Genomic DNA, 23,163 nt, shown 5'->3' on the forward strand with positions numbered 1-23,163 from the left:
ATGGGCGAGAAACACAGCGTTCGAGAGCCAGTCGGTGACTTGCTCATACAAGCACAGCCAGCGGTTTGCCGCATTCTAGACGCTAATTTAGACCGAGCCAGAGAAGGCTTGCGGATTATCGAAGAATGGTGTCGCTTTGGCGTGAATAGCGCCCAATTAGTCAATGAATGCAAGCAAATGCGACAGGAGCTAGCCAAATGGCATGGCATCGAGCTTCGGGCGGCGCGGGATACCCCAGGTGATGCGGGCACGGAGTTGACCCATCCTCAAGAACAACAGCGCTCTAGCATTCAGCAGCTGTTGCAAGTCAATTTTGCGCGCGTGGAAGAAGCCCTGCGGGTGCTGGAAGAATATAGCAAGCTTTACGACCCCGACCTAGGCTCGGCGGCTAAGCAAATGCGCTATCGGGTGTATACGCTGGAGAGCAATTTGCTGGCTTACCGGCGACATCAGGTGCTGTTGCGATCGCATCTGTACCTCGTTACCTCTGCCTCAGAACAGCTATTTTCCATCGTTGAAGCCGCCCTGCAAGGGGGATTGACTCTGGTACAGTATCGAGAAAAAATTGCCGACGATTCTGTGCGAGTCGCTCACGCTTCCAAACTCCGCCAGCTATGCCATCAATACGGTGCCCTATTTATCATGAACGACCGGGTGGATCTGGCTTTGGCAGTGAATGCCGATGGCGTGCATCTGGGACAACAAGATATCTCCATTGCCCTCGCCCGACAGTTGCTGGGGCCACAACGCCTGGTTGGTCGCTCTACCACGAACCCGGAAGAAATGCAGCAAGCTATCCAGGAAGGTGCTGACTATATCGGAGTTGGCCCCGTTTATGAAACTCCAACTAAAGTAGATAAAGCTGCTGCCGGTCTAGATTATGTCCGCTATGCTGCTGAAAATGCCTCGATTCCCTGGTTTGCCATTGGGGGCATTGATGCGAATAACTTAAATGATGTGCTGGAGGCGGGAGCCGAACGAGTGGCAGCTGTCCGCGCCATCATGCAGGCAGATCAGCCCATGTTAATGACTCAGTATTTCCTCTCTCAGCTGAGCCGTCTGCAAACTCTCCGCGCCGTTGATGTTCGCGTTGCCCAATCTCATGTTTAGTCCGTCTAGTCAAATCGCGCTGCAAGTGAATGGGGAACCCCGCACCTGCCCGCCCCAAACTAAATTGCCCCAGTTGTTAGAACATCTGGGGTTAAACCCTCGCTTAGTGGCGGTTGAGTACAACGGTGAGATTCTCCATCGACAGTTTTGGTCGCAAACGGAGATCAAAGAGGGGGACGCGATTGAAATCGTCACCATCGTCGGCGGAGGCTAATTGGAAGATGAGAATGGCTTAAGATAAATTCCAGGTCGTTTCTCGGAAAACAGCCACAAGATTTGCTCCCCATACTGTGCTTTTCATCTGTTGTTTCTAGTCCAGTTTCTGGATAACGCATATCGATCCCGTCATCCTTTCGAGTACGGATTCCCGATGAGGAAATCCGCCCCGAATTGCTCCCGCGCCAGTCGAGTGGAGGCGATACATTAATAGATGTAGCCCGGATCGCTCGATAGTTAGGAAGATGCTGGGAGTTGCTGCCAGCCGCTACAGTTTTAATCAGATTGAATAGGCACAGTATGTATGCGTAATAAACTGCTTTCAGCAATTCAACCCCTTTTGAAATCTTTGTTCGTCTTTGGTCTGCTCCTTACCCTAACGCTGGGTCATGCTGACGGAGCCTTAGCAGCCCGCACCGGCGGTCGGATTGGAGGCGGTTCTTTTAGAGCGCCCAGTCGCACCTATGCGCCTCCTAGCCGTACCTATGCACCACCATCCGGCGGATATTATCCGGCTCCTTATCCTGGGGGTGGATTTGGGTTCCCGTTGCTGTTTCCCTTCTTTGGCATCGGGGGCGGATTTGGCGGTGTGTTTACGATTTTGATTTTCCTGGCGATCGCTAACTTCCTGATTTCCAGCTTCCGTCGCGTTGGGGTTGGTGATGCGGGTGAAGCTGATTCTCTGGGCTACGGCAATCCCAAAGTTTCCGTGGCAGAGGTGCAAGTGGGTCTTTTGTCAGAAGCTCGCAGCTTGCAAGGAGAATTAGACGAGTTGGCGCGTACATCTGATATGAGTTCCGCCATCGGTCGTGCCCAAGTGCTTCAGGAAAGTACCCTAGCTTTGCTACGTCACCCGGAATACTGGGTGTATGGGGCAGCCGAATCTCAGCGAACAGCGTTACAAGCCGCAGAAGCCAAGTTTAATCAGCTAGCTCTGGGCGAACGCAGCAAATTCACGGAAGAGACTCTCTCGAACGTTAACAATCAGCTCAAGGCAGCAGCACCCAAAGCATCTTTACCGGCGGCATCTGAGGAAGCTGGCAAGCTGGCAAATCAGCTGATAACCGAAGGTCCTGGGGAATACATTATTGTGACGATTTTGGTGGGTGCCGAAGGCGATCTGCAACTACCGAAAATCAACAGCACTGACGATTTGCGTCAAGCCTTGCGTCAGATTGGTGGCATCTCTAGCGATCGCCTACTTGCTGTAGAAATTCTCTGGGCACCTCAGGCAGAAGGCGACACGCTTACCTCTGATGATTTGCTGGCTGAGTATCCCAATCTGAAACTTGTTTAACCCACAACGGGTAAAGGCACTCTGGCTATACGCCTTTACCCATTTCTTCTGAAAGTGAGGCTGGGAATCAGCCTCCTTTTTTCAATTTTGGGCAAAATAGGAGGGATTCATTATTTACTTTTTTCCCGTTGGATGGTATTATTTAGATAATAGAAATCTGTACATTTTTAAAAATTTCTTGAATATTTCCATTATAAAGAATTAGATCTAAGATCATGAAATGATTATACCAACAAACTAGCTTAATTTTTGACAATTTTTTGTTCATCGTTAAATTTTTAAAACCCTGAAATCAGGTGCAGCGACATCTCTACAAATTCAAACCTATTTAAAGCGTTTCTGCTCGCTGCGATAGCGGAGCAATTCAGCGACAAAGGCGACAAAACCTGACACAATCATCAGCATCACGCTGAGAGCGTTGATATCTGGTTTGACGCCAGTGCGGATGCGGCTAAAGATTTCTAGCGGTAAAGTTGTGGCACCCGTACCGGCAGTAAAGCTGGCAATCAGAAAGTCGTCCATGCTGAGGACAAAGGCTAGCAGGCAACCGGAAATAATCGCTGGCATTAATTCCGGAAGCAACACTTGGATAAAAGCTTGTACTGGCGTCGCCCCCAAATCGAGGGCAGCTTCTTCTAAATGGGGGTTTAAGCCGCTAATTCGAGAAGAAACCACTAAGGCGACGTAGGCAAGACAAAAGACGACATGAGCTGCCACAATTGTCCACAGGCTCAACGGCGTGCCAATTACTGCTAAAAATACTAGAGTGGCAACTGCGATCGCAATATCGGGAATAATCAACGGCAGATAAGAAACACCGCGATACAAGCTTTTCCCCGGAAAGGTATAACGGGCTAAACCAACTGCCATTAAGGTGCCTAAGACGGCAGCGATCGCTACTGCACACAAAGCCACGGTTAAGCTATTTTGCAGCGCCGTCAGGATGCGGGAGTCCTGAAACAGCTTCAGATACCATTTGAGGGTGAATCCTTCCCAACCGGCGCTATAAGTAGACTCGTTAAAGCTATAAAACGTCAGTACCAGAATCGGCAGGTACATATAAAAGAACATCAGCAGTGTGAAAATAACCTGCCAAGAAAGACGAGGTTTATCCTGGGACTTCAACATAATCTCTAAAGGGATTTCCTCCTGCTGATGGCTGACGGTGCCTGTCATTCAATTTCACCATTTGTCGGGGAAAGCGATGCTGCTAGCGCAGCGGCTTCGCTACGCACTGCTATTTCTATCACTTTACTTGATGCGATCGAATGTCTGGAAGAGTGCGATCGCGTCTCAAGTGTAACGTTTCGGTAATTTTTTAAATATTTGTATCATTTTATACTATTTTTTTGTGAATTAGGGTTATACTTATAGAATGGGGATCTGTGCGTTCAGGTAAATTGATTTTGAAGCATACGCTTTAGACACTGCATAGCGCGTTGGCGTTCGCGAAGCGCTTAGGAAAAAGGGAAAAGAAGGCGATCGCGTTGGTGTTATAGTGACAGAAGTTGCGGCACTATGGGAAAAGATGGCTACCCGACAGCTTACGGTGGAACTCCCTGAAGCAGTATTTCAACGGTTAGCTCGTATTGCCGAGTTGACAGATCAATCGCTGGAAGCATTAGCGGTACAAAGCATTACTAGCAACTTACCACCCTCATCTGAAAATGCACCGCCAGAAATCCAAACTGAATTGTTTGTGATGCAGACGCTTCCGGTTCAGGAACTTTTGAAAGTCGCTCATAGCCATCTGCCATCCACCCAACAACAACGCCATTTGGTACTTCTGGAGAAAAATCAAACTGGTTTAATTACAGCACCCGACGAACGCCAAGAACTTAGGGATTTAGGTAAGGCATCTGACCAGCTTATGCTGCGAAAAGCTTATGCTTGGGCTATCTTACGCTGGCGGGGTCATTGAGTGCCAGCACTAGAAGAATTACCAGTGGAATAACCAGTGGAATAATAGTGTCCTCAATTCCTAACATAGTTCGGAAGCAGGTTTCGGCAGAAGCCGGACACCGCTGCGAATATTGCCGCACATCTAGCCGATTAATCGGGATGCCGTTAGTAATGGACCACATTATACCCAAGTCTGCTGGTGGTAGTGATGAGCGTGAGAATTTGGCTGCATCCTGTTATCGCTGCAATGAGTTTAAAGGTACTAAAACTCATGCTATTGATTCAGAAACGGGCGAATTACTGCCTCTGTATTAAATTTAACAATTACTATATATGGACGCACAGATTCCCATTATATAAATATACCACTTAAAGCAGCAATTGTCTAGTACCAATTACCAATTATTTGAAAAGATAATTCCCTGAAAATATTGGCTGATAAAAAAAGGATTACTGAGCTTAACAAATCGCTATTCCTACAAATTACGATAAACATCCTGGCGGCTTCCAATTCTTATCAGAATTACTAACAATTCCAAATCCCGAATTTCGTAAATAACTCGGTAGTCTCCCACTTGAATCCGGTACTAATTTTCTTGTCCTTGTAGCTTTTTTACTCCTGAAGGACGCGGGTTTTCGGCTAAAGTATCGATTCTATGCTGGAGACGTTCCTGAAATTCCCTAGACAAAGCGTTGAATTGCTTCTGGGCTGGGCGCGAAAACTCTATTTAGTAAGTCATGACAGCCCTAATTCTGTCTTAATCGATTCCCAAGAAACAGTTCCTTCCTTTTCTACCGCCGCCATTATCTTTTGGGACTCAGCTATGTCAATTCTGTCCTCCTCCTCTTCAATTAAACGCTCTAAAAGATACAAATCCTTAAGGGAAATCAAAGCAGCTACGTTTTTTCCGTTGTGCTGTAAAATAACAGATTCTCCAGAGACTACCTGTTTAACAAGGTTAACCAGGTCTTGATGAACCTCAGTTAAATTGAATCTGGTGATGTCATGGTTGTCGTTCACGATGTCAACTCTTAATAGTTCTATCGCCTTACTTTTGCGGTGTGCTATCGCCGTATTTAATTAAAAGCGCGATCGCTATACTCACCGCAAAAATTAAAACCATACTCAAAGACGAGCCAAATCCCCAATTCTGAGTTGCACCTAAAAACTGGTTATAAATCAAGCGGGATATCGTCATGCTGGAGGCACCGCCCAGCAATTCCGGATCGACAAAATCCCCTAAAGTGCTAATAAATACTAGCAAAGAACCCGCAGCAATTCCCGGTAGCGTTTGAGGGACAGTCACTTTCCAAAAAGTGTCAATCGGATTCGCCCCCAAATCGGCAGATGCCTCCAGCAACCGCCGATCCAGTTTTTCTACAGAAGCGTAAAGAATTAACACCATGTAGGGCAAATAACTGTAACCCATCCCAATAAATACGGCTGAACTCTGGTTGAGCAACTCCAAAGCAGGAAGTCCTAAAGCCGTTAACATCGTGTTCAGGACACCCGTAGGGCGCAAAATTGTAATCCAGGCGTAAGAACGCAGCAGCGATGATGTCCACAAAGGCAAGACAAAGCCTAGCAGCAGCAAATTTCGCCACTGTTTCGGTGCCATTTGACCAATCCAGTAGGCAACCGGGAATCCTAGTAAAAGACAAACGATTGTAGTGCCAATTGCAAAGAATAGCGATCGCGCGATCACCTGCAAGTAAACTAGCTGAAATACCAGCGCATAGTTATCCAAACCGCTAGGATTCACCACATCCCCAGGTCGGATTCCTGGCACTAAACTCAGCTGAAAAATCACCAGCGTTGGCAGCACTAGCAACAAAGCCAACCAGATCCCAGCAGGGCCAAGCAGCGCCATTGGTTCCAACCACTTCAAGCCGGGGCGTCCTTTGCTGCCAATTAGCACTGGCGATTCTACAGTTCCATCAGAGGGAGTGGGATTGGGAATAGAGGGAGGGGAAGTTGGGGTAGACACAATAGAAAAGAGTTTTGAGTGCGTGAGTGCGTGAGTTTTAAGTTAGTAATGAAAGATGATTGATATGAAGTATCGATTATTGCTTCAATTCATAATTCAAAACTCAAAATTATTTAATGTTAGCTGCTCGTCAATCGAGTCCAATAAGATTCATAAACTTCGGCAACTTTTCCAAGTGGTGCCACGCCTTCACATTGGGCAAGTACCGACTCTGGGGGAAATAAAATCTGATTGTTACGGATTTCATCTGGTAACTGGTTGTAGCCAGCTTGATTGGGTGTCGCAAAACTTAAACGTTCGCAAATCTGGGCGGCGACATCAGGTTGCAGCATAAAGTTGATCCAGGCATAAGCTGCTTCTGGATTGGGAGCGGTTATTGGAATGACCAGAGTGTCAGTCCACACCGAAGAACCACTCCGAGGAATTAGATACTGTAAGTTTTTATTTTCTGGAATAATTTCATTGGCATCAGATGAAAATCCCATCGCCAGCAGCAAATCCCCAGTTAAAATTTGAGTTTTCCAGGCATCAGAGGTGAAAGAAGCGAGCGCGGGTTTGAGCGCTACTAACTTTTCATACGCCTGTTTAATTTGCTGCGGGTCTTTTGAGTTGTAAGAGTACCCCAGCATTTTCAACACCGCACCCATGACTTCCCGAACATCATTCAGCAAGGTCATCCTTCGAGACAGTGCCTGCTGATTGTCCCAGAGATAATTCCAATCTTCTGGCGGTTGCTTCAGCTTTTGGGTGTTGTAAATTAGACCAGTTGTTCCCCAGCTCAGGGGTACGCTGTAGCGGTTTTCTGGGTCATAGACGGGATTTTGGAAGCGGGGAAACAGCCGATCCAAACCTACGATGCGGGAGCGATCTAATTCACTGAGCAAGCTCAGTTCTACCATCTTTCTCACCGTATAGTCAGATGGGTAAATAATGCTGTAGTCCCCGCCTCCCAACGCTTGAATCCTGGCTAGCATCGCTTCGTTGGAATCATAGACATCAGCAATGACCTTGATTCCGGTCTCTTTGGTAAAGCGCTTTAACAAATCCTCATCTGTATAGCCCGCCCAAGTGTAGATATACAACAACTTGTTGTTGGATGTATCGGAGTTGGCTGGTGCCGAGCGCACTTGGGCAAGCGTCCAGCCGCACCCAGACATTGCCAGTCCGAGGGTAGCGGCAGCTGACGTTTGTAAAAACCTACGTCGTGTTGGGTGTTTTGGGGTCGTCTGTTGAGCAGTTGGAGGCACGGGATTCAGCAAAATTGCACTTGTATAAACTGTATTCAGCCCGGTCGGTTCCGGGAATGTCGCGCCTGTGCATTGTCTCTAAGCATTCATTGCCAGACAATCGGTAGCCGCCCAGTGAGCATAGATGGGGGTATGGAAGGCAGGCTCAATACCCACAGTATTCATCTGCCGAACTGTTAAGCGATCGCCTAAAAGTAACTCCACCACATAATGAACATGGGTTCCCATGTACATCACATGCTTCAGACGACCTTCAAAGCAGTTGATTGGCATCGCTGGCGGATACAGACTCAGCTGAATCTTCTCTGGACGCACGCATACCACAACCTCCTGAACACCAATCGCATCCCAAGGCTCCAACGGCTGCACTACAATTGGCAAACCGCTTTTGGTCACAACTTTCACCGTTGAGTAGTCAGAAGCTTCAATCCGCCCCTCAAACAGATTGGTATCCCCAATGAAATCCGCCACAAATGGCGTTTTGGGATGCTCGTAGATTTCAGTAGGCGAACCAATTTGCTCAATCTTGCCCCCGCGCATTACCGCAATCCGGTCGGAGAGACTCAGCGCTTCCTCCTGGTCGTGCGTCACCATCACAAACGTCAAGCCCAGGTCTTGATGTAAATTGGATAATTCCACCTGCATTTGTTTACGCAGCTTCAAATCCAATGCCCCTAGGGGTTCATCCAGCAAAACCACCGCTGGACGATTCACCAGCGCCCGCGCTAAAGCCACTCGTTGCTGCTGTCCCCCGGAAAGTTGGGAGGGAAAGCGGTTGGCATAGGTTTCCATTTTGACCAGCTTCAGCGCTTCTTGCACTCGCTCGGCAATTTCTGTTCTGGGTCGCTTTTTAATTCGCAATCCGAAAGCAATATTTTCCCAAACGCTCAAATGGCTAAACAAAGCATAGCTCTGAAAGACAGTGTTCACCGGACGCCGGTGGGGCGGCACATGGTTCATGGTCTGCCCCTGAATCAGCACCTCTCCCGCCGAGGGAGATTCAAACCCAGCCATTAAGCGCAGAGTTGTGGTCTTGCCACAGCCAGAGGGACCTAGAATACTGAAAAATTCTCCTCGGCGGATCTCCAGATCAACCCCCCGAACCGCTGTTTCTCCATTGAATACCTTAAAAACCTTGCGGAGTTCCACATCCAGTTCATTTGTAGTCTCCGGAGAGCGTTGTTCTGCTAAAGAAGTTTGAGACATAGTTGATGATTCCCAGTCGCGATGCCCCACAGAGTTTTGAATTGCTCAACACACGCCGTCGCGTCTGTTTTGTGAAGGCTGAGCCGATGATGCTAGGTTGAGCGTTGATTGCTAACTTTGGTTTATTTTAGCTGTCGGACTCAGTCCTATTGCGATTCGCTTAAAAATTTGCCATTCTCCGATGCGTTGAACCTGAAAAAGTACAAGTGATTCCCGCTCTCTGCGAGATCCCATTTCCACGGCACCGCCGCTTCATCTTATTGAAGTGTGAGGATACACTATGTAGGAGCAATCCCTCTGTGAATTGCCGCCCACTGAAAATACCTTTTGTTTGCCTGTTTAGAGCCAATTTATCCAGCCTCCTGCTATGACCTTAATCGCTCAGTCTTCCTCAATTGGGCGTCAATCGACCCCCCGAACTGTGGGCCGACGCTTCCAATCTGTAATTTTCATGCTGGTCGTTACCTTACTCTTGGTGGGTGGGATTGGCTCTCGTTTAGTTTATTTACAACTGGTTCAGGGGGAACGTAACCGACAACTGGCAGAAAACAATCGGATTCGTTTGATTCCCAAACAGCCAGCACGAGGCACCATTTTCGACCGCAAAGGCAGAGTTTTGGCAAGCAGTCGGCTGTCTCACTCGGTTTTTTTGTGGCCCATCGCCCGCAAGCAGAAGGAGTGGCCCGCTACCCTCAGACGCCTTTCAGAGCTGTTAAATGTTCCTCAGAGCGAAATTCAAAAGCAACTAGAAAAAGCCGGTTATACCTCTACCTCGCTGTTACGGATTGCTCGTGACATCAATCCTGCCCAAATTACGGCGCTGGAAGAGTACAGGAGCGAACTAGGGGGCGTAGAGGTGGATATTGAAGGGGTACGGAACTACCCCAACGCTGAGGTGGCAGCTCACGTCTTAGGGTATACGGGGGAAATGAACGATGAAGAGCTAGCTTTGATGAGAGATCAAGGCTACCGCTTGGGTGATGTGATTGGTCAGATGGGTGTGGAGGCAGCTTTTGAAAAACCGCTACGGGGGGAATGGGGCGGTCAACAGGTTGAGGTAGATGGTGCGGGTCAAGTGTTGCGGATTCTCGGTCAGAAAAAGGCAAAGGCTGGGAAGGATGTGCATTTAACGCTGGATCTGGATTTGCAGAAGGCAGCGGAGCGGGCACTGGGCGATCGCAAGGGCGCAATCGTGGCAATGGACCCCAACAATGGGGCGATCTTGGCGATGGTTAGCCGTCCCGCCTTCGATCCCAATGTTTTCTCTAAGCGGATTACCCCAGAAACCTGGAAGAAAGTGCAAAGTAAGGGCAACCCCTTCGTCAACCGCGCTTTAAGAGTCTTTCCACCGGCGAGTACCTTCAAGATTGTCACGGCTAGCGCGGGTCTTCAATCGGGTAAATTTTCTCCGAACACGGTATTAGGAACCTATCCTTACTTAACCGTCGGCGGGATTCGGTTTGGGGAATGGAACCATGCTGGATTTGGCCCCTTGGGATTTGTCGGGGCGCTAGCGATGAGTAGCGATACTTTCTTTTATCAGATTGGCAGAGGAGTGGGCGGTCCTACCTTGATTGAGTGGACTCGGAAGTATGGCTTTGGTCAAAAAACGGGGATTGAGTTATCTTCAGAAGAACTGCCAGGGTTGGTTGCGGATGCCGCCTGGAAGCAGAAGCGATTGAAGCAGGAATGGACAGTCGGAGACACGGTAAATATGTCCATTGGTCAGGGTTTCTTGCAAACGACGCCGCTACAAGTTGCCGTAATGTTTGCGGTTCCTGCAAATGGTGGCTATCGAGTTAAACCTCACCTGCTGAAAGATAATGAGGCGTCCAAAAATTGGCGAGAGTCCTTGAATATGAAATCAGAAACGGTGCAGGTGCTGCGCCAAGGGCTGCGGCGCGTTGTGAGTAGCGGTACTGGGAAAGCGGTGAATGTGCCAACTCTTCCCCCAGTTTCCGGTAAGAGCGGTACGGCAGAGGCTCCACCGGGTCTGTCTCACGCCTGGTTTGGTGCTTATGCGCCAGCGGACAAGCCAAAGATTGTGGTTGTGGCTTTTGTGGAACACTCTGGAGGCGGCGGCGGTAAGGTGGCAGCCCCGATGGTGTTACAAGTTTTGGAGGCTTATTTTCAGGTCAAGAAACCCGCTAAACCAGCTAAGTAAGTTGTGAGGGGTCAGTTGTTAGCGTTTGGGTAAACAACTGACAACTGACAACTGACTCCTGACTGCTATCAATTTCTCTGCAACGACCTAACTTCGATGACGCCGTTGGGTGCGAACACCACGCTGAATTGGGCGAGGGGTTCCTGGGGGACAGCGTCTGGCGAGTTGCTCGGCTGGAATAATTTAGGAAGGGGAGTTTCATCCTCGTAATCAAAGGCTGGTTGATTTTTTGGCTCGTAATCGGCGACGACACCGTCTTTGGTTACGGCGACGCGGTATTGTAAACTCCTGGGGAAACTGGGAGTGCCTTGCCAATTTTGCTTGAGTTGTTCGGAAAGCCGATCTTTCAAACTTCCTAGCTGAGTGGGATCGGTAATTTCTGGGCCCAGACTGGGTTTTTCTTTATACCCATACCAGGGACTCACTTGCGGGACGCCTCGCCTAGTAAATACCACCCGGAACTGAGCGAGCGGTTCTTTGGTTCTGTCGCTACCAGTGGCGGGGATATAGAGCAATTCTGGGAGCGGGGTTTCTTCTAAGCGATCGCCTGCTGCTGAGTTAACTGGCTTGTAACCCACCACGGCTCCGTCTTTCCCCACACCCACGCGATAAACTAACTCTTGCCGAAACTGGCGGCGAGTCGTCCACTTTTGATAAATGTTGTTTTGCAGTTTCCGTTGTAAGAAGTACAGCTGGGTGGGATCGGTAATCTCCGGTGCTGCCGTCACCAGGGTTTCTAAGTCGGCAGCTTCAGCGCTGGATGGCGTCGGGCTTGTCGTAGGCTGCTCGGACGCCACGGGGCTAGCAGGCGTCGTCGAGCTGGAGTTGGGCTGAGGCAAAGGATCTTTGGGATTCTTGACTTCGGGAGGGGGAATCATGAAAAACGCGATCGCTGCCAATGCCAAACTCGTAACCCCAACAGCTGCCGGTGCCGCACGTTGTGCCACCGGCACTTCAGCCTTCGCATAGCGTTTAGAAACCGGCGCGATTGACAGCATGATGTCTGGCAGCGTGCGACCATCAGCCAGGAACTGATCCACAGCCTCCACCAAATCAAACAGCTGTACCGTCGTGATATCAACTTGCCTCGCTGGGACGGTTGTGGATGCCCCAGAGCTATGAGTCGAGTCGGCACTACTTCCTGGCGACTGAACAATTAACCGATGCAGATGGTCATCTACTTTTTGAAACTGCACTAAGCTCGGCTTGTCCTTCAGACTATGCGAGTGAGGCACCCCACTCAAGAATTCTTGAGCATAGTTGCTGGCTGCTGTCACCAGGCTTTCAAAAAAGTCACGTCCTCCCGTTAATGGCTTCTCCTTACCCGCAAAATGGCACTCAGCATTAACCAGGATAGACATTAAGGGTCGGGTGTCCACCTGACCAGCAGCTGTAGCATCGCTTAACCCTTCTAGGATCAGCGTGCAATTAGGCAGACTGTACGGACGGCGAATAGTCATTTTCAGTTGGTAATTGGTAATTGGTAATCGGGAAAAAAGTAATTGGTAATTGGTAACTGGTAATTGGGGAAAAGTTCTAAGTTTTGAGGGTTGAGTTTTCAATTCAAGAACTTTCTTTTCGTCTCAAAACTCAACACCGATGCTCATAACTCTCATTACCGATTATCCCTTTTCCATGAAAGTTACACTTCTCCATCAAAAAGACTACTCCAAAATCTTTGCATTCCAGACGTTCCCGTACAAAATAGCAGCTCGCTTAACAGCTCAATAGCCAGATTGTTTAACTTCTCATCAGAGTTATAGGCAGTGACACCAGCGCGGCGCGGATTCATTCGACTCCGGAAGTGAGCGCGGAACCTTTCTAAATACTCAGACAAGCGAAAATGATGTTCCAATGGCACCTGCTTGTCACGCAGTTGTTGATAAGCCAGTAGCAGCTGCCGGATTAAGACGGTTAACCGCCGCGCTAGATGGCAGACTACGATCACCATCGCTTTGGCTTCATCTAGGGTTAGCAAACGGCGTGTATAAGATCGTCGTAGCGGGTTGGTGCTTCGGATTCGCCATAGGTGTACCCGATTTTTGATAATTCCCTGGAGTTCCAAATCCTTAGCCACTGTCAGCATTGCTTCAGACCCTCCCAATTCCAGGGCTTCTATTGCTAGTAGCATCAGGTCAATTTGTAGCCGAGTTCGACGCGGACACCCACTAGACGAAATCGGTGGGTCAGGGAGATTGTCTAAAATCAGCGGCATTGACTCTTGCGGAGGACTGTTTAATGGCATTACGCTCACAGAAAGATTCATTCCAAATAGCAGGACAGTTGAACTGGTTGATGGCTTGCACGGGCTACAACGAATTGCATACGGGAATCAATGACTTTTGACGGTTACATTTGTGTCCATCTGCGATCCGATTATTTATATGCCCAGCTGGATTTTACTAAAATCAGGATGTCGCGATCGCCATTGCAGCTTCGGGCAGGTGGATGACTTCGGAGGTGGTTGTACTTGAATCATAAGAGACACGACTACTCACTCGCCTCAATAGCCGCCCGCTGGCTCTTGAGTGTCAGGAATGCTCCAAAACCGTGCAGCCTTCTAGTGTACGATTTTCCAGGTATATCCTTGCACATCTGGGGTAGATCCTGCCTCTGTGATGCAACGGATACCGAGTTCACTTACAACCCTCTTTTCACGAGCTGCTATGGATCTTAAGTCTCTGATACGCGACATTCCAGACTTTCCTAAACCAGGAATTCTGTTTCGGGATATAACGACGCTACTGAGCGATCCCGAAGGACTGCGCTACACCATTGAAACCTTAACCGAAAAGTGCGCCCAGTTGTCTCCAGAGTACGTCGTCGGCATGGAGTCGCGGGGTTTTATTATTGGGGCACCTCTGGCATACAAACTGGGAGTTGGGTTTATCCCCGTCCGGAAGCCTGGAAAGTTACCAGCTGCCGTTCACACGGTTGAGTATGAATTAGAGTATGGGATGGATCGGCTGGAGATGCATCAAGACGCCCTACATCCCGGAAGCCGTGTTTTGATTGTGGACGATCTGATAGCGACGGGTGGAACCGCAACTGCTACGGCTGAGCTGGTGCAGAAAATTGGCTGCATCTTAGTGGGATTTGGATTTATCATCGAGCTAAGAGATTTGGGTGGGCGTCAACGACTTCCTGATGTGCCAATTATGACGCTGGTTGAGTATTAGGGAGCAAATGCTAATGGCTAATGGCTAATGGCTAATGGAAAACCAGCTATTAAACAATTAGCGATTAGCAACTTACAAAAAATTTGGCGATATGGGATTCTGTATTTCATGACTTCTACTAGAAATTCTTCAGGTCAGAATGGGTTGACGGCTAGTTGGAATTTGCTCAAAAGGCTGGTTACGAGTGAAACTTTTCTCTACGTGGCGAAGCGGCTATTACAGGCAATTTTGACTTTGTTTCTAGCCTCGACGCTGAGTTTTGCAATTAGTCAGATGGCTCCGGGAGATTATTTAGATACTTTGAGGCAGAATCCCAAAATTTCCCCGGAACGGATTGAGGAACTCAGACAACAGTTTGGTTTGGATAAACCGGCGGTTGAACAGTACCGACGGTGGCTGTGGCAGATTTTGCGCTATGGCAATTTTGGTACGAGTTTTGTCTATCAGCGTTCGGTATCATCGCTGTTGTGGGAGCGGATTCAAGCGACATTGGAGCTAGCGATCGCTTCGGTGATTCTGACGTGGGCGATCGCAATTCCACTGGGGATCGTCGGTGCGGTTAACCAAAATCGCGCTAGCGATCGCCTCTTGCAAGTGTTGAGCTACGCCGGACAGGGATTTCCCAGCTTCATCACGGCTCTAGTGCTGCTAATTTTCGCACAGTACACTTCACCCCTATTTCCAGTCGGTGGCAGAACCAGCATCAATCACGCCGATTTATCCTGGTTGGGCAAAATTTTGGATATCGGTTGGCACATGATTTTGCCCACCCTGGCGCTGAGTGTCACCAGTTTTGCAGGTTTGCAGCGAATTACCAGAGGAGAATTACTGGATGTTCTCCGCCAAGACTACATCCAGACAGCTCGTGCTAAGGGACTCCCAGAAGACCGGGTGATTTATGTTCACGCCCTCCGCAATGCGATTAATCCCCTAATAACGCTCTTAGGATTTGAGTTTGCTAGCTTGTTAAGTGGGGCATTTATTGCCGAATTTTTCTTCAATTGGCCTGGATTAGGGCGGTTAATTTTACAGGCAGTCACTATCCAAGACATCTACTTAGTAATGGCAAGTTTGATTATGGGGGCAGTTATGCTGATCGTCGGCAATCTTTTCGCCGATTTATTGCTTAAGGTAGCCGATCCGAGAATTAAGCTGGAAAATCTTAAATGAGGAAATGGCTAATGGTTTCTTCCCGCCCAATTACCAATTACCGATTAGCCTACTAGCTTTGCATTTACTATGTTTTCCCAAGTTTATTACCTCATCCGTTCGAGAGCTGATGGTCAATATCTTTTAGCTCAACCCGATAGAAGTTCTTCATCAACTAGTGGCTACTTGTTGATGTTTGGCGAACATTTTGATGCGCTAAGCTATCTCAATGCCCATGCCCCAGATGTCAGCGATCGCTTCGCTGTCGAGTCAATCTCTGGAAGCCAGGTAAAAGGGTTGCTGCAACGGTGGGGATTTAAGGGAATTGGTATGGTTGAAGACCCACTATTACCCAAAATTCAGTTTTTATCGCCGAGTTAAGCCAAATTATTGACTTCTGTTGCCTTTTCTAAAGATTTATTGCAAGTATACCTAGGTATAGATGTCAGAAGCTCCAAAATTTGAGCAAATAAGAGAGGTCGTTCAGGCAGTTGTTTGGTCTGAACTGGTCAAGAAACTTAATAGTGCTAATTTCGACAAATTAGGAGAGAGGTACTGTATGAAATCGATCCGCTTCAACCTGTCTGCCTGGGTACGTCCAGTACGTATGGCGATCGCTGCTTGTTTTTGCGCTTTACTAATGTTTAGCTATGCAACCCCAGCCTACAGCAGCACAAAAACCCCCGCAGGATATAGCGGCACCAACAGTCGCCCCGGAGACGGAGAAGCCAATCTGACGAAGATTGAGGAGAAATCACAAAAGGCGGTTCTGAAAGACCCCTATTCGCTTAAGGAAACTCAGAAGGAAGCAAGCCAGGGTCTGAATGAAATTCAAGGAGCCGCTGATGCTGACAAGATGAGTACCAACGAAAACTCGCAAGGTGTGGAGTCAGTTGAACAAAAAGTTCAGAAGGCTCTGGAAGGCATTTCTGGCAAAGACTAAGGAGACGGTATTTGCTCAAGACTGAGTGCCCTAGTATCTGCTGAGTGCGGATGCAGGGTCTCATCATCAGGGCAACTCCGCTGGGGTTGTTCTTGATGTTATATAGGGCAGGCTCCTGCCTGCCTTGTTTTTTTGGCTGGCGATGCTGAACTGCTGACTCGTTGGAGCGTGTGGCGGCAATAAATGCCCTAGAACTGGAGTTTTACTGTGGTTTGGGGTCTACGTTCAGTCTTTAAAGCGCGGATATGGGTAAATTTCCATACATCCTGAACGCTGACAACAACGAATCCTAAAGCCTCTAGGTCAGTTTGGAATTGAGCGCGATCGCTAAATGTTGAAGTTGCCTCGATAATATGAAGCTGACCATCCAGTTTCAGAGTGCGGTTCGCCTCCCGCAGGTAATCGGTGAAATTCGCTCCCATGAGTGACAGGCAGAAAATCGCTACATCCAGCCTTTCATCGTCAAGGGGAACGTGAGCGATGTCGCAGGCGATAACGTCCGTATTCACCGCAACATGGTCAAAGCTGTAAACTGTATGGCGATCTGAAACCGCCTCAGCCAGTTTTGCCTCACCACAACCGAAGTCCCCGATAGTGTAGCCGCTACGTTGTTGGCACCAGCGAATCATCTCTTGATAAGGGATGATCGCCCAATTTTTTCTTGACTCGGTGTATAAAGTATGATATCGCGACCACTCCTCTGGATTCTCCTGTAGGCGTTGGTGAGTAGTTTCGCTTTGGGTTTGGTTCCAGTGGCGGGGCGGAAAAGTCGCCGTAACGCCGCAGTCGTCGCTGCACGTCTGCTGGGTCGTTATCTGGAATTGGAATTACAATCTTCGGACGGGTGATAACTTCGACAACGCCCGCTTCGAGGCTTTCTAGCCAAGCGATCGCATCTTGATAGGCTTGGGCAGGCGATCGCAAGTATCCCTCTGGAACTACACCGTCAACAGCAGCATCAGCGATGGACTTTTTAAACCGCAGTCGCTGCATCTTCGAGCCGCACCAAGACCAATGTTCACCATTAACATCGGCGTAAGTTAGGGGAATGACTATGGTTACGGGGTTTTGTTGCCCTTGGCGGTAGATGCGACCGATGAGTTGCTCGAATTCGGCGTGAGTCCAGGGGAGGACGTTGATGATTAAGCGATCGCATACTTGTTGTAAACCATCAACGCCTGTTGCGATCGCGCTTGAGCCGATGAGAACATCGATGTTGCCATTCAAGAATCCTTCTAAACCGGATTTGTCTTCGCCCGTGTAGAAGCCAACGTTCCAGCCATCTTCTGCGAGTGCATCTCTGAGTAGCTTGTCAATTCCTTGAACGTAGTGGGTATAAATGAGGGTTTTCGGTTTGAGTTGCTCTCGAATAACGGATAAACGGGCGCGGGTGAGGATTTGCTCAAGTGCGAGTGGGGTGCCATTGTGACCGAGTGCGCGAATTTCGTCGATGAATTCACTACAGTCTACTGGGATAGACAGATCCTTGGGTTCTCCGAGTTGTTGTTTATAATCCGGCATCCAACGTATCCCCAGTGTCACGAGTCGCTGGTGGAGTTTCATGCAGTTGGGGATGGTTGGGCGGATGTCGAGTTCGTCGTGGGCGACTCCTGTTACCAGTTCAACTAAACTTTTCCCTTCTTGCAAATTATTAATTACTGGTGTTGCGGACATCCCAATGATGTGTAAGTTTGGGTTGCGATCGCTTGCGGCGGTGATGAGTGCGCTTACCAGTTGCTTGCGGCGCGATATATTCTCGACATAGCGTTGTTTTGTGTAGTGGATTTCATCAATAACGATGAAGTTGATTAACTCGCCTTCCACAAATGAGCGCACCCAATCAGCGGAATCTGGCTGCTGGAACATCTCATAGTTCAGGATGATGTAACGGTGAGCGTTTGGATGCAGCGCCTCACCTAACCCAGTCTCGTCAGCGAAAGCTTTTTCCCAATCGGGTGTAAAGGTTTTGGTAGCGATCGCGCTATCAGGGAAAATGTTGAGAATCGCTTTTTTCCAACCATCAACAACGCTGTTAGGGCAGCAGATAAGAGTGAGATGGGCGTTAATGACGCGACTGGCGAGGACGGCGGAGAGGGTTTTGCCTGCACCAGTTCCCGACCAATTGCCGACTCGTTTCTTATCGCGTACCTGAACGGCGGCGAGTCGCTGCATGAGATTGGGTTCTGCTAATTTGCCGTTGATACAGAAGGCGTAGCCTGTTGGGATGGGGAGATTCTTGGCTTGATGATATTCGTCTAGAAATTCTGATTTAACTTTTTCAGCGTAGCTGTCGCCTGTGTAGTTTTGAGCCTGCGCTACGGCTGCTGCTTCATGCCGAAAGACGTGCTTCCAAATCTTTGCTTTTGCGGAGGCGATAAGGAATTCGACGGCTTCTTCATCTGCTGAGGATACGACGGAGTGATCTAAGGATGCTAGGACTTCCCGTGTTTGGACAACTGGAAGGTTAAGGTCGTCCTCTTCTTCGGATGGCTCAACAGTCTCGTCTATCTGGTCGTCAAGATTAACCTCAGAGGTTACATCTTTATTAGAGATGTCATTATTGCCGCTAGTTTCAAGTGCTTCGAGAGTTAGCTGCTGATCTTGCAGGAATTTATCAACGATTGACGGCTCATTATTGACGAACTTTTCAATTTCTTCTTTTGGGAAGCGTCCAGTGATAAGAGCTTTCACGAAGCTTCTTCCGCTGCCTGTACTTTGAAGCAATCCATTCTGCTGGAAGAGTAGATAGAGTTCGGCTGGAGTGAAAGTTTCAAGATGGTTTATCAATGAGGCAACAAATCCACTGATGGCTTGCACTGTCCACCCCTTATTGCAAGCAGGACAACCCCTCCCGTTGACTCTATTATTTATAGAAGCTTGCCACTCGTGATTAGGATTGTTGGTGCATTTCCACCAAATTTTTTGGTTTGAACCTGCGGTCACTTGGTCTGGAGTAAGACCACCGTTCTTCGTCAGATGCCACTCCTTAGCAATGTCAGGGTAACGGCTTCCAAGTGAGTTGGTAGTTGAGGTCTTGTGTCCAGCACAAAAAGGGCATCCTCTCCTTAATCTCACTCTGTTCACAATAGAAGCTTCCCATTCATGATCAGAGCCATTGGAGCATTTCCACCAGACTTTCTTCGCTGAGCCTGCTACGATCTTGTCCAGAGTGCGTCCACTATTCTTCGTTGGATGCCACTCCTTAACAATTTCAGGATAAACACTTGCTAGAGAGTTCATGATGGACACTTTTAGACCACGACAAAAGGGGCATCCATTACCGTTAGTTCTTGCCACAATAGAAGCTTCCCATTCATGATCAGAACCGTTAGGGCATTTCCACCAAACTTTTCGGTTTGAACCTGCGGTCACCTGCTCTGGAGTTAAGTCACCGTTCTTTTTCAGGTGCCACTCCTTAGTAACTTCAGGGTAAAGACTTGCTAGAGAGTTGGTGACTGAGATTTTATGACCTGCACAAAAAGGACATCCTTGTTTTCCTTTAGCTCTCTTTTCAATAGAAGCTTGCCATTCATGATCGGAACCGTTGGAGCATTTCCACCAAACTTTCTTCTCTGAACCTGCGGTCACTTCCTCTGAAGTCAGGTTACCGTTCTTTTTTGAGTGCCACTCCTTAGCAACTTCAGGGTAAAAACTTGCTAGAGAGTTAGTGACCGACGGTTTTACCCCACCACAAAAGGGACAAAAGGGGCGTATCTTACTTTTAACTCGTTGGTTAATAGAAGCTTGCCATTCGTGATCAGCACTTTTGGGACATTTCCACCAAGCTTTCTTTGTTGAACCTGCTACTACCTGCTCTGGCGTGAGTTTCCCGTTCTTTGTCTGATGCCACTCCTCGGCAATCTCAGGGTAAAGACTTGCTAGGGAGTTAGTGATGGATACTCTTTGACCAGCACAAAAAGGACATCCTTGTTTCCCTTTAGCTCTCTTTTCAATAGAAGCTTCCCATTCATGATCAAAACCGTTGGGGCATTTCCACCAAACCTTCCTTCCTGAGCCTGCTACTACCTGGTCTGGAGCCAGTGTTCCGTTCTTTGTGGAATGCCATTGCGCGGCTAACTCAGGGTACAGATTTGCTAAAGAGTTAGTAACTGATACTTTGTAGCCGGAACAACAGGGGCATCCATTACCTTTGACTCTGTTCGCAATAGAAGCTTCCCATTCGTGACCAGAACCATTGGGACATATCCACCAAGCTTTCTTATTGGAGCCTGCCGTCACTTGGTCTGGACTGAGGTTGTCATTATTCGTTGGATGCCACTGCGCGGCTAGTTGGGGATGCGTAAGTGATAGCGGGTCTTTCAGGAGAGGCACCATAGTTCTGGCATGGTACAATTGTACTGAATTTCTAACTTAGGAGAAAAAATTATGGCAGTTGATAACGGTAACACTTTGGATATACAGCGATGGAATGAGCCTTGGGGAAGTGGTGTTTGGGCAAGCGGACTGAATCTTAATGACGAAAGCTCTCCTGAGATGCAGCACTCAGATGAGCATCTTGATCACAATCAGATTGAGGATTTCACTAGAGACGCTGAACAGAATTCTGATAATGGCTGATGGAATATGTGCGATCGCACTTCCTCACCTTAGCCCCCCTTTTGAAGGGGGGTTGGGGGGATCTCCTCTTCAATTCGCCTACAAACTCCCTCCCAATCCTTCAACACCTCATCATTAGTAAACCGCAAAACCTTCAGCCCATAACCTTCTAAAATTTGTGTTCTTTCCCAGTCATAATCCTTGCCATCATCCGTAAAATGACTCTCTCCATCCACCTCTATTACTAACCTCAACTGAGCGCATAAAAAATCAACAATAAAATTATCTATGGGTCTTTGCCGCAAAACCCGAAACTTGAATGTTCTTAGATAGCCATACCAAAGCCTTTTCTCGGCTGGCGTCATATTTTTTCGTAGTTCTTTCGCCTTCTCTACTAGCTGTCGGTTGTAGGGTAAGTGAAAATCTGTATCATTCCAGTCGTTGGTGTTAGACATTTAGATCCCCCCAACCCCCCTTAACAAGGGGGGAGAAGAATTGTTCAACATTTAGTCGTGGGTAGCATAGCCATTAGGGTTATCGCACCATCTTCCAGTATTCCCATCAATCCCTGAGAAATCATTTAGACGCACAGCAGAATTACTGGCTGACTATTAGAAACGAAGTGCGATCGCGCTTTACCTAAGATGATGAGAAAAGTGCGATCGCTTCCCAATTTAACACCATAGACTAAGAGCGATCGCCTGATTCTGCTTCAAAAACAAAACGCGAACGCGCCTTTGCAATCTCAGCGATCGCTAAACTCTTCTGTATAAAACAAAAAGCGGGTGGCGAGAATCGAACTCGCATCATCAGCTTGGAAGGCTGAGGTTTTACCACTAAACTACACCCGCAAATTGAGGTATGGTCAAACCATAACTAGATTAGTATACCACAATTTTTTAGAGCTTGAGTAGGGGAGGCGTGCATTATTTTCACTGGGAGAGAGGAGAAACGCGGATAGAGACTTCCAGCAAGCTGTCAACGGCTCCACCTCCCATATAAGCCGGTTGAAATCTCCAGCCTTGAATTAGCTCATTGACAAACTGCGAATCGTCAAAATTTCCGCTTCCTTGCAACACTCGCTGCACTGACGGTTTGCCCGTGTTATCAATCAACAATAAAACTTGCAAGACAATAGGCTGGTCGGGAGCTTGCCCAGTTAGCAGCGGATAATCAAGGTCGGGAATTTGTTTGTGCTGTTGCTGCGGTACGGCTAATTGGTTCGGCTCATCAGCGCCAGCGTTACCAGAGCGGACATTGAACAAAGTTGCCATAATACCTCTACCTTGGGCGGCGGGCGCTGCGGGTGCAGGTGACGGTGCGCTTTGTGCCTCCCCAGCAGGCGGTGCTGGTGGAATGGGAGCTGGGGCTGGGCTTGCCTGTACGGGAGGAGCTGGCGGAGGGGTGACAGGTGCTGGGGGGGGTTCGACGGGTTGGGACGATGATGGCTGCGGTTGAGATGGCGGTGCAGGGGTTCCCGTATCTTGGGAGGATGTCCCAGGACGACCCCTTTGGGGGGTTCGCTGGGGCACAAATGGCGGGAGAGGAGCGGGTGTAGGGATGATTGGTCTGGTCGCAACCACATCGGAGTTCGGCTGCTGTCTTTGCGGGGTAGAAGGCGGGTTAGCAGAAGGGTTTGCAGCTTGAGGGAAGGGATTTAAACGGATTCTGACAGAGCGTTGAATCCTTGATTGAGAATTTACCGGCGGATTTTCCTGGTGAATCGGCGCGGGGATCGGCTGCTGTACTGGGTTTCTACCTGGGTTAAAGTTGCGATTTACCGACGGACTAGGAGCCGCTAGACGCGGATCAACAGAGCGATCGCCCTCTGGTCTTTGTTGGGGAGAACTGGCGGCTTGTGGCTGCAACCTATCTTCGGAATTGGGAACGGTGGTAATCAGGTCAATGGGAATGAGTTCCGTACCTAGATCGACGATAGCAGAGCGCATGATTAACCGCTGCAACATCCACATCCCCAATACATGGACGATTACAGAAATTAGGATGTAAATACTCCACAGCGTGGGCGATGTAGACCTACGGGCATCTCTGCGCTTCTGGGAGGCGATCGCATCAAGCTTCTCTAAGGGAGCTGGAGCCGATGCACTAACAAGATGTAAGTGCCGAGTAGTAGGAATCTGAGCAGGATCGTCGCTGCGCTGGTTTGGTAGTACCATTCTCAAAACTTGAAGGATTCTTATTGTT

The 23,163-nt window shown here is 48.5% G+C and carries 25 protein-coding genes, 1 tRNA gene and 1 pseudogene; 12 read left to right on the plus strand and 15 right to left on the minus strand.

Going from position 1 to position 23,163, the window contains the following annotated elements:
* From ACFW2W_RS05225 to ACFW2W_RS05235, 3 genes are all read left to right on the plus strand, one after another.
* Complete coding sequence (locus tag ACFW2W_RS05225; RefSeq protein WP_378174627.1) at positions 1-1,110, plus strand: thiamine phosphate synthase; 1,110 nt, start codon at positions 1-3, stop codon at positions 1,108-1,110.
* Positions 1,103-1,324 (plus strand): sulfur carrier protein ThiS, encoded by a 222-nt coding sequence (gene thiS / locus ACFW2W_RS05230; protein WP_378174265.1) that lies wholly within the window; start codon positions 1,103-1,105, stop codon positions 1,322-1,324. The genes ACFW2W_RS05225 and thiS overlap by 8 nt, the downstream gene beginning before the upstream one ends.
* A 306-nt stretch (positions 1,325-1,630) precedes the next feature.
* Positions 1,631-2,623 (plus strand): DUF1517 domain-containing protein, encoded by a 993-nt coding sequence (locus ACFW2W_RS05235; protein ID WP_378174268.1) that lies wholly within the window; start codon positions 1,631-1,633, stop codon positions 2,621-2,623.
* A gap of 324 nt (positions 2,624-2,947) precedes the next feature.
* On the opposite strand, the gene ACFW2W_RS05240 is transcribed toward ACFW2W_RS05235, so the two are convergent.
* The gene (locus ACFW2W_RS05240) at positions 2,948-3,799 is read right to left on the minus strand and encodes an ABC transporter permease (protein ID WP_378174271.1); all 852 of its coding nucleotides are present in this window, start codon (positions 3,797-3,799) and stop codon (positions 2,948-2,950) included.
* Here ACFW2W_RS05240 and ACFW2W_RS05245 point away from each other — a divergent pair.
* On the plus strand, positions 3,789-3,926 hold the full coding sequence (locus ACFW2W_RS05245; protein ID WP_378174274.1) for a hypothetical protein: 138 nt from the start codon (positions 3,789-3,791) through the stop codon (positions 3,924-3,926). The two genes, ACFW2W_RS05240 and ACFW2W_RS05245, sit on opposite strands and share 11 nt — an antisense overlap.
* 225 nt (positions 3,927-4,151) lie before the next feature.
* Positions 4,152-4,544 carry a hypothetical protein gene (locus ACFW2W_RS05250; protein ID WP_378174276.1) on the plus strand — a complete coding sequence of 131 codons (393 nt, stop codon included), beginning with the start codon at positions 4,152-4,154 and terminating at the stop codon, positions 4,542-4,544.
* Here ACFW2W_RS05250 and ACFW2W_RS05255 read toward each other — a convergent pair.
* On the minus strand, positions 4,519-4,707 hold the full coding sequence (locus ACFW2W_RS05255; protein WP_378174278.1) for a hypothetical protein: 189 nt from the start codon (positions 4,705-4,707) through the stop codon (positions 4,519-4,521). The two genes, ACFW2W_RS05250 and ACFW2W_RS05255, sit on opposite strands and share 26 nt — an antisense overlap.
* On the opposite strand from ACFW2W_RS05255, the gene ACFW2W_RS05260 reads away from it, so the two are divergent.
* Entirely contained in the window at positions 4,697-4,840 is a 144-nt protein-coding gene (locus ACFW2W_RS05260) for an HNH endonuclease (protein WP_378174281.1), read from the plus strand. The two genes, ACFW2W_RS05255 and ACFW2W_RS05260, sit on opposite strands and share 11 nt — an antisense overlap.
* Before the next feature lie 161 nt (positions 4,841-5,001).
* On the opposite strand, the gene ACFW2W_RS05265 is transcribed toward ACFW2W_RS05260, so the two are convergent.
* The 5 genes from ACFW2W_RS05265 to ACFW2W_RS05285 form a co-directional block, all read right to left on the minus strand.
* Positions 5,002-5,100 (minus strand): type II toxin-antitoxin system RelE/ParE family toxin, encoded by a 99-nt coding sequence (locus tag ACFW2W_RS05265; RefSeq protein ID WP_378174284.1) that lies wholly within the window; start codon positions 5,098-5,100, stop codon positions 5,002-5,004.
* Positions 5,101-5,261: 161 nt separating this feature from the next.
* Entirely contained in the window at positions 5,262-5,546 is a 285-nt protein-coding gene (locus ACFW2W_RS05270; protein ID WP_378174286.1) for a type II toxin-antitoxin system prevent-host-death family antitoxin, read from the minus strand.
* A 28-nt stretch (positions 5,547-5,574) separates the two neighbouring features.
* A complete protein-coding gene (locus tag ACFW2W_RS05275; RefSeq protein WP_378174630.1) occupies positions 5,575-6,444 on the minus strand; it encodes an ABC transporter permease in 870 nt (289 codons plus the stop codon).
* A 188-nt stretch (positions 6,445-6,632) separates the two neighbouring features.
* Positions 6,633-7,760 (minus strand): PotD/PotF family extracellular solute-binding protein, encoded by a 1,128-nt coding sequence (locus ACFW2W_RS05280; protein ID WP_378174288.1) that lies wholly within the window; start codon positions 7,758-7,760, stop codon positions 6,633-6,635.
* A gap of 78 nt (positions 7,761-7,838) precedes the next feature.
* Entirely contained in the window at positions 7,839-8,966 is a 1,128-nt protein-coding gene (locus ACFW2W_RS05285) for an ABC transporter ATP-binding protein (RefSeq protein ID WP_378174291.1), read from the minus strand.
* Between the two features lie 367 nt (positions 8,967-9,333).
* Between ACFW2W_RS05285 and mrdA the strand changes: the two genes are divergently transcribed.
* A complete protein-coding gene (mrdA, locus tag ACFW2W_RS05290) occupies positions 9,334-11,130 on the plus strand; it encodes a penicillin-binding protein 2 (protein WP_378174294.1) in 1,797 nt (598 codons plus the stop codon).
* 68 nt (positions 11,131-11,198) lie between these two features.
* Here mrdA and ACFW2W_RS05295 read toward each other — a convergent pair whose 3' ends face one another.
* Complete coding sequence (locus tag ACFW2W_RS05295; RefSeq protein WP_378174296.1) at positions 11,199-12,590, minus strand: DUF4335 domain-containing protein; 1,392 nt, start codon at positions 12,588-12,590, stop codon at positions 11,199-11,201.
* Positions 12,591-12,772: 182 nt separating this feature from the next.
* A complete protein-coding gene (locus ACFW2W_RS05300; RefSeq protein ID WP_378174298.1) occupies positions 12,773-13,396 on the minus strand; it encodes a DUF3038 domain-containing protein in 624 nt (207 codons plus the stop codon).
* 400 nt (positions 13,397-13,796) lie between these two features.
* On the opposite strand from ACFW2W_RS05300, the gene ACFW2W_RS05305 reads away from it, so the two are divergent.
* The 4 genes from ACFW2W_RS05305 to ACFW2W_RS05320 all read left to right on the plus strand — a co-directional run bounded on the left by ACFW2W_RS05305 (position 13,797) and on the right by ACFW2W_RS05320 (position 16,401).
* On the plus strand, positions 13,797-14,309 hold the full coding sequence (locus tag ACFW2W_RS05305) for an adenine phosphoribosyltransferase (protein ID WP_378174301.1): 513 nt from the start codon (positions 13,797-13,799) through the stop codon (positions 14,307-14,309).
* 108 nt (positions 14,310-14,417) lie between these two features.
* Complete coding sequence (locus ACFW2W_RS05310; RefSeq protein ID WP_378174633.1) at positions 14,418-15,479, plus strand: ABC transporter permease; 1,062 nt, start codon at positions 14,418-14,420, stop codon at positions 15,477-15,479.
* A 69-nt stretch (positions 15,480-15,548) separates the two neighbouring features.
* Positions 15,549-15,839, plus strand: coding sequence for a hypothetical protein (locus tag ACFW2W_RS05315; RefSeq protein WP_378174304.1), 291 nt, complete (start codon positions 15,549-15,551; stop codon positions 15,837-15,839).
* A 178-nt stretch (positions 15,840-16,017) separates the two neighbouring features.
* Positions 16,018-16,401 (plus strand): low temperature-induced protein, encoded by a 384-nt coding sequence (locus ACFW2W_RS05320; RefSeq protein ID WP_378174307.1) that lies wholly within the window; start codon positions 16,018-16,020, stop codon positions 16,399-16,401.
* 188 nt (positions 16,402-16,589) lie between these two features.
* Here ACFW2W_RS05320 and ACFW2W_RS05325 read toward each other — a convergent pair whose 3' ends face one another.
* Together ACFW2W_RS05325 and ACFW2W_RS05330 are read right to left on the minus strand one after the other, a co-directional pair.
* Positions 16,590-17,216 carry a methyltransferase domain-containing protein gene (locus ACFW2W_RS05325; RefSeq protein WP_378174636.1) on the minus strand — a complete coding sequence of 209 codons (627 nt, stop codon included), beginning with the start codon at positions 17,214-17,216 and terminating at the stop codon, positions 16,590-16,592.
* 319 nt (positions 17,217-17,535) lie between these two features.
* Positions 17,536-20,736, minus strand: a pseudogene (locus tag ACFW2W_RS05330) (zinc-ribbon domain-containing protein); the annotation flags it as partial.
* 51 nt (positions 20,737-20,787) lie between these two features.
* Here ACFW2W_RS05330 and ACFW2W_RS05335 point away from each other — a divergent pair.
* Positions 20,788-20,979, plus strand: coding sequence for a hypothetical protein (locus ACFW2W_RS05335; protein WP_378174310.1), 192 nt, complete (start codon positions 20,788-20,790; stop codon positions 20,977-20,979).
* Positions 20,980-21,008: 29 nt separating this feature from the next.
* Here ACFW2W_RS05335 and ACFW2W_RS05340 read toward each other — a convergent pair whose 3' ends face one another.
* From ACFW2W_RS05340 to ACFW2W_RS05355, 4 genes are all read right to left on the minus strand, one after another.
* Positions 21,009-21,413, minus strand: a complete 405-nt coding sequence (locus ACFW2W_RS05340) for an endonuclease domain-containing protein (protein WP_378174313.1) — start codon at positions 21,411-21,413, stop codon at positions 21,009-21,011.
* A gap of 232 nt (positions 21,414-21,645) precedes the next feature.
* A complete protein-coding gene (locus ACFW2W_RS05345; protein WP_378174315.1) occupies positions 21,646-21,768 on the minus strand; it encodes a hypothetical protein in 123 nt (40 codons plus the stop codon).
* A tRNA-Gly gene (locus tag ACFW2W_RS05350) sits at positions 21,739-21,809 on the minus strand. Before ACFW2W_RS05350 ends, ACFW2W_RS05345 begins: the two co-directional genes overlap by 30 nt.
* A gap of 81 nt (positions 21,810-21,890) precedes the next feature.
* A complete protein-coding gene (locus ACFW2W_RS05355; RefSeq protein ID WP_378174318.1) occupies positions 21,891-23,135 on the minus strand; it encodes a hypothetical protein in 1,245 nt (414 codons plus the stop codon).
* Between the last annotated feature and the right edge of the window lie 28 nt (positions 23,136-23,163).

The organism is Coleofasciculus sp. H7-2 (genome assembly GCF_042747725.1).
Classification (GTDB): Bacteria; Cyanobacteriota; Cyanobacteriia; order Cyanobacteriales; family FACHB-T130; genus FACHB-T130.

Bases quoted from the DNA above. Each gene is read 5' to 3' on its own strand.
- ACFW2W_RS05225 (WP_378174627.1), top strand. From the start codon at position 1: ATGGGCGAGAAACACAGCGTTCGAGAGCCAGTCGGTGACTTGCTCATA.
- ACFW2W_RS05260 (WP_378174281.1), top strand. From the start codon at position 4,697: ATGGACCACATTATACCCAAGTCTGCTGGTGGTAGTGATGAGCGTGAG.
- ACFW2W_RS05250 (WP_378174276.1), top strand. From the start codon at position 4,152: ATGGCTACCCGACAGCTTACGGTGGAACTCCCTGAAGCAGTATTTCAA.
- ACFW2W_RS05355 (WP_378174318.1), bottom strand. From the start codon at position 23,135: ATGGTACTACCAAACCAGCGCAGCGACGATCCTGCTCAGATTCCTACT.
- ACFW2W_RS05315 (WP_378174304.1), top strand. From the start codon at position 15,549: ATGTTTTCCCAAGTTTATTACCTCATCCGTTCGAGAGCTGATGGTCAA.
- ACFW2W_RS05310 (WP_378174633.1), top strand. From the start codon at position 14,418: ATGACTTCTACTAGAAATTCTTCAGGTCAGAATGGGTTGACGGCTAGT.
- mrdA (WP_378174294.1), top strand. From the start codon at position 9,334: ATGACCTTAATCGCTCAGTCTTCCTCAATTGGGCGTCAATCGACCCCC.
- ACFW2W_RS05285 (WP_378174291.1), bottom strand. From the start codon at position 8,966: ATGTCTCAAACTTCTTTAGCAGAACAACGCTCTCCGGAGACTACAAAT.
- ACFW2W_RS05240 (WP_378174271.1), bottom strand. From the start codon at position 3,799: ATGACAGGCACCGTCAGCCATCAGCAGGAGGAAATCCCTTTAGAGATT.
- ACFW2W_RS05335 (WP_378174310.1), top strand. From the start codon at position 20,788: ATGGCAGTTGATAACGGTAACACTTTGGATATACAGCGATGGAATGAG.
- ACFW2W_RS05305 (WP_378174301.1), top strand. From the start codon at position 13,797: ATGGATCTTAAGTCTCTGATACGCGACATTCCAGACTTTCCTAAACCA.
- ACFW2W_RS05300 (WP_378174298.1), bottom strand. From the start codon at position 13,396: ATGAATCTTTCTGTGAGCGTAATGCCATTAAACAGTCCTCCGCAAGAG.
- ACFW2W_RS05320 (WP_378174307.1), top strand. From the start codon at position 16,018: ATGAAATCGATCCGCTTCAACCTGTCTGCCTGGGTACGTCCAGTACGT.
- ACFW2W_RS05295 (WP_378174296.1), bottom strand. From the start codon at position 12,590: ATGACTATTCGCCGTCCGTACAGTCTGCCTAATTGCACGCTGATCCTA.
- ACFW2W_RS05235 (WP_378174268.1), top strand. From the start codon at position 1,631: ATGCGTAATAAACTGCTTTCAGCAATTCAACCCCTTTTGAAATCTTTG.
- ACFW2W_RS05340 (WP_378174313.1), bottom strand. From the start codon at position 21,413: ATGTCTAACACCAACGACTGGAATGATACAGATTTTCACTTACCCTAC.
- thiS (WP_378174265.1), top strand. From the start codon at position 1,103: ATGTTTAGTCCGTCTAGTCAAATCGCGCTGCAAGTGAATGGGGAACCC.
- ACFW2W_RS05345 (WP_378174315.1), bottom strand. From the start codon at position 21,768: ATGATGCGAGTTCGATTCTCGCCACCCGCTTTTTGTTTTATACAGAAG.
- ACFW2W_RS05255 (WP_378174278.1), bottom strand. From the start codon at position 4,707: ATGTGGTCCATTACTAACGGCATCCCGATTAATCGGCTAGATGTGCGG.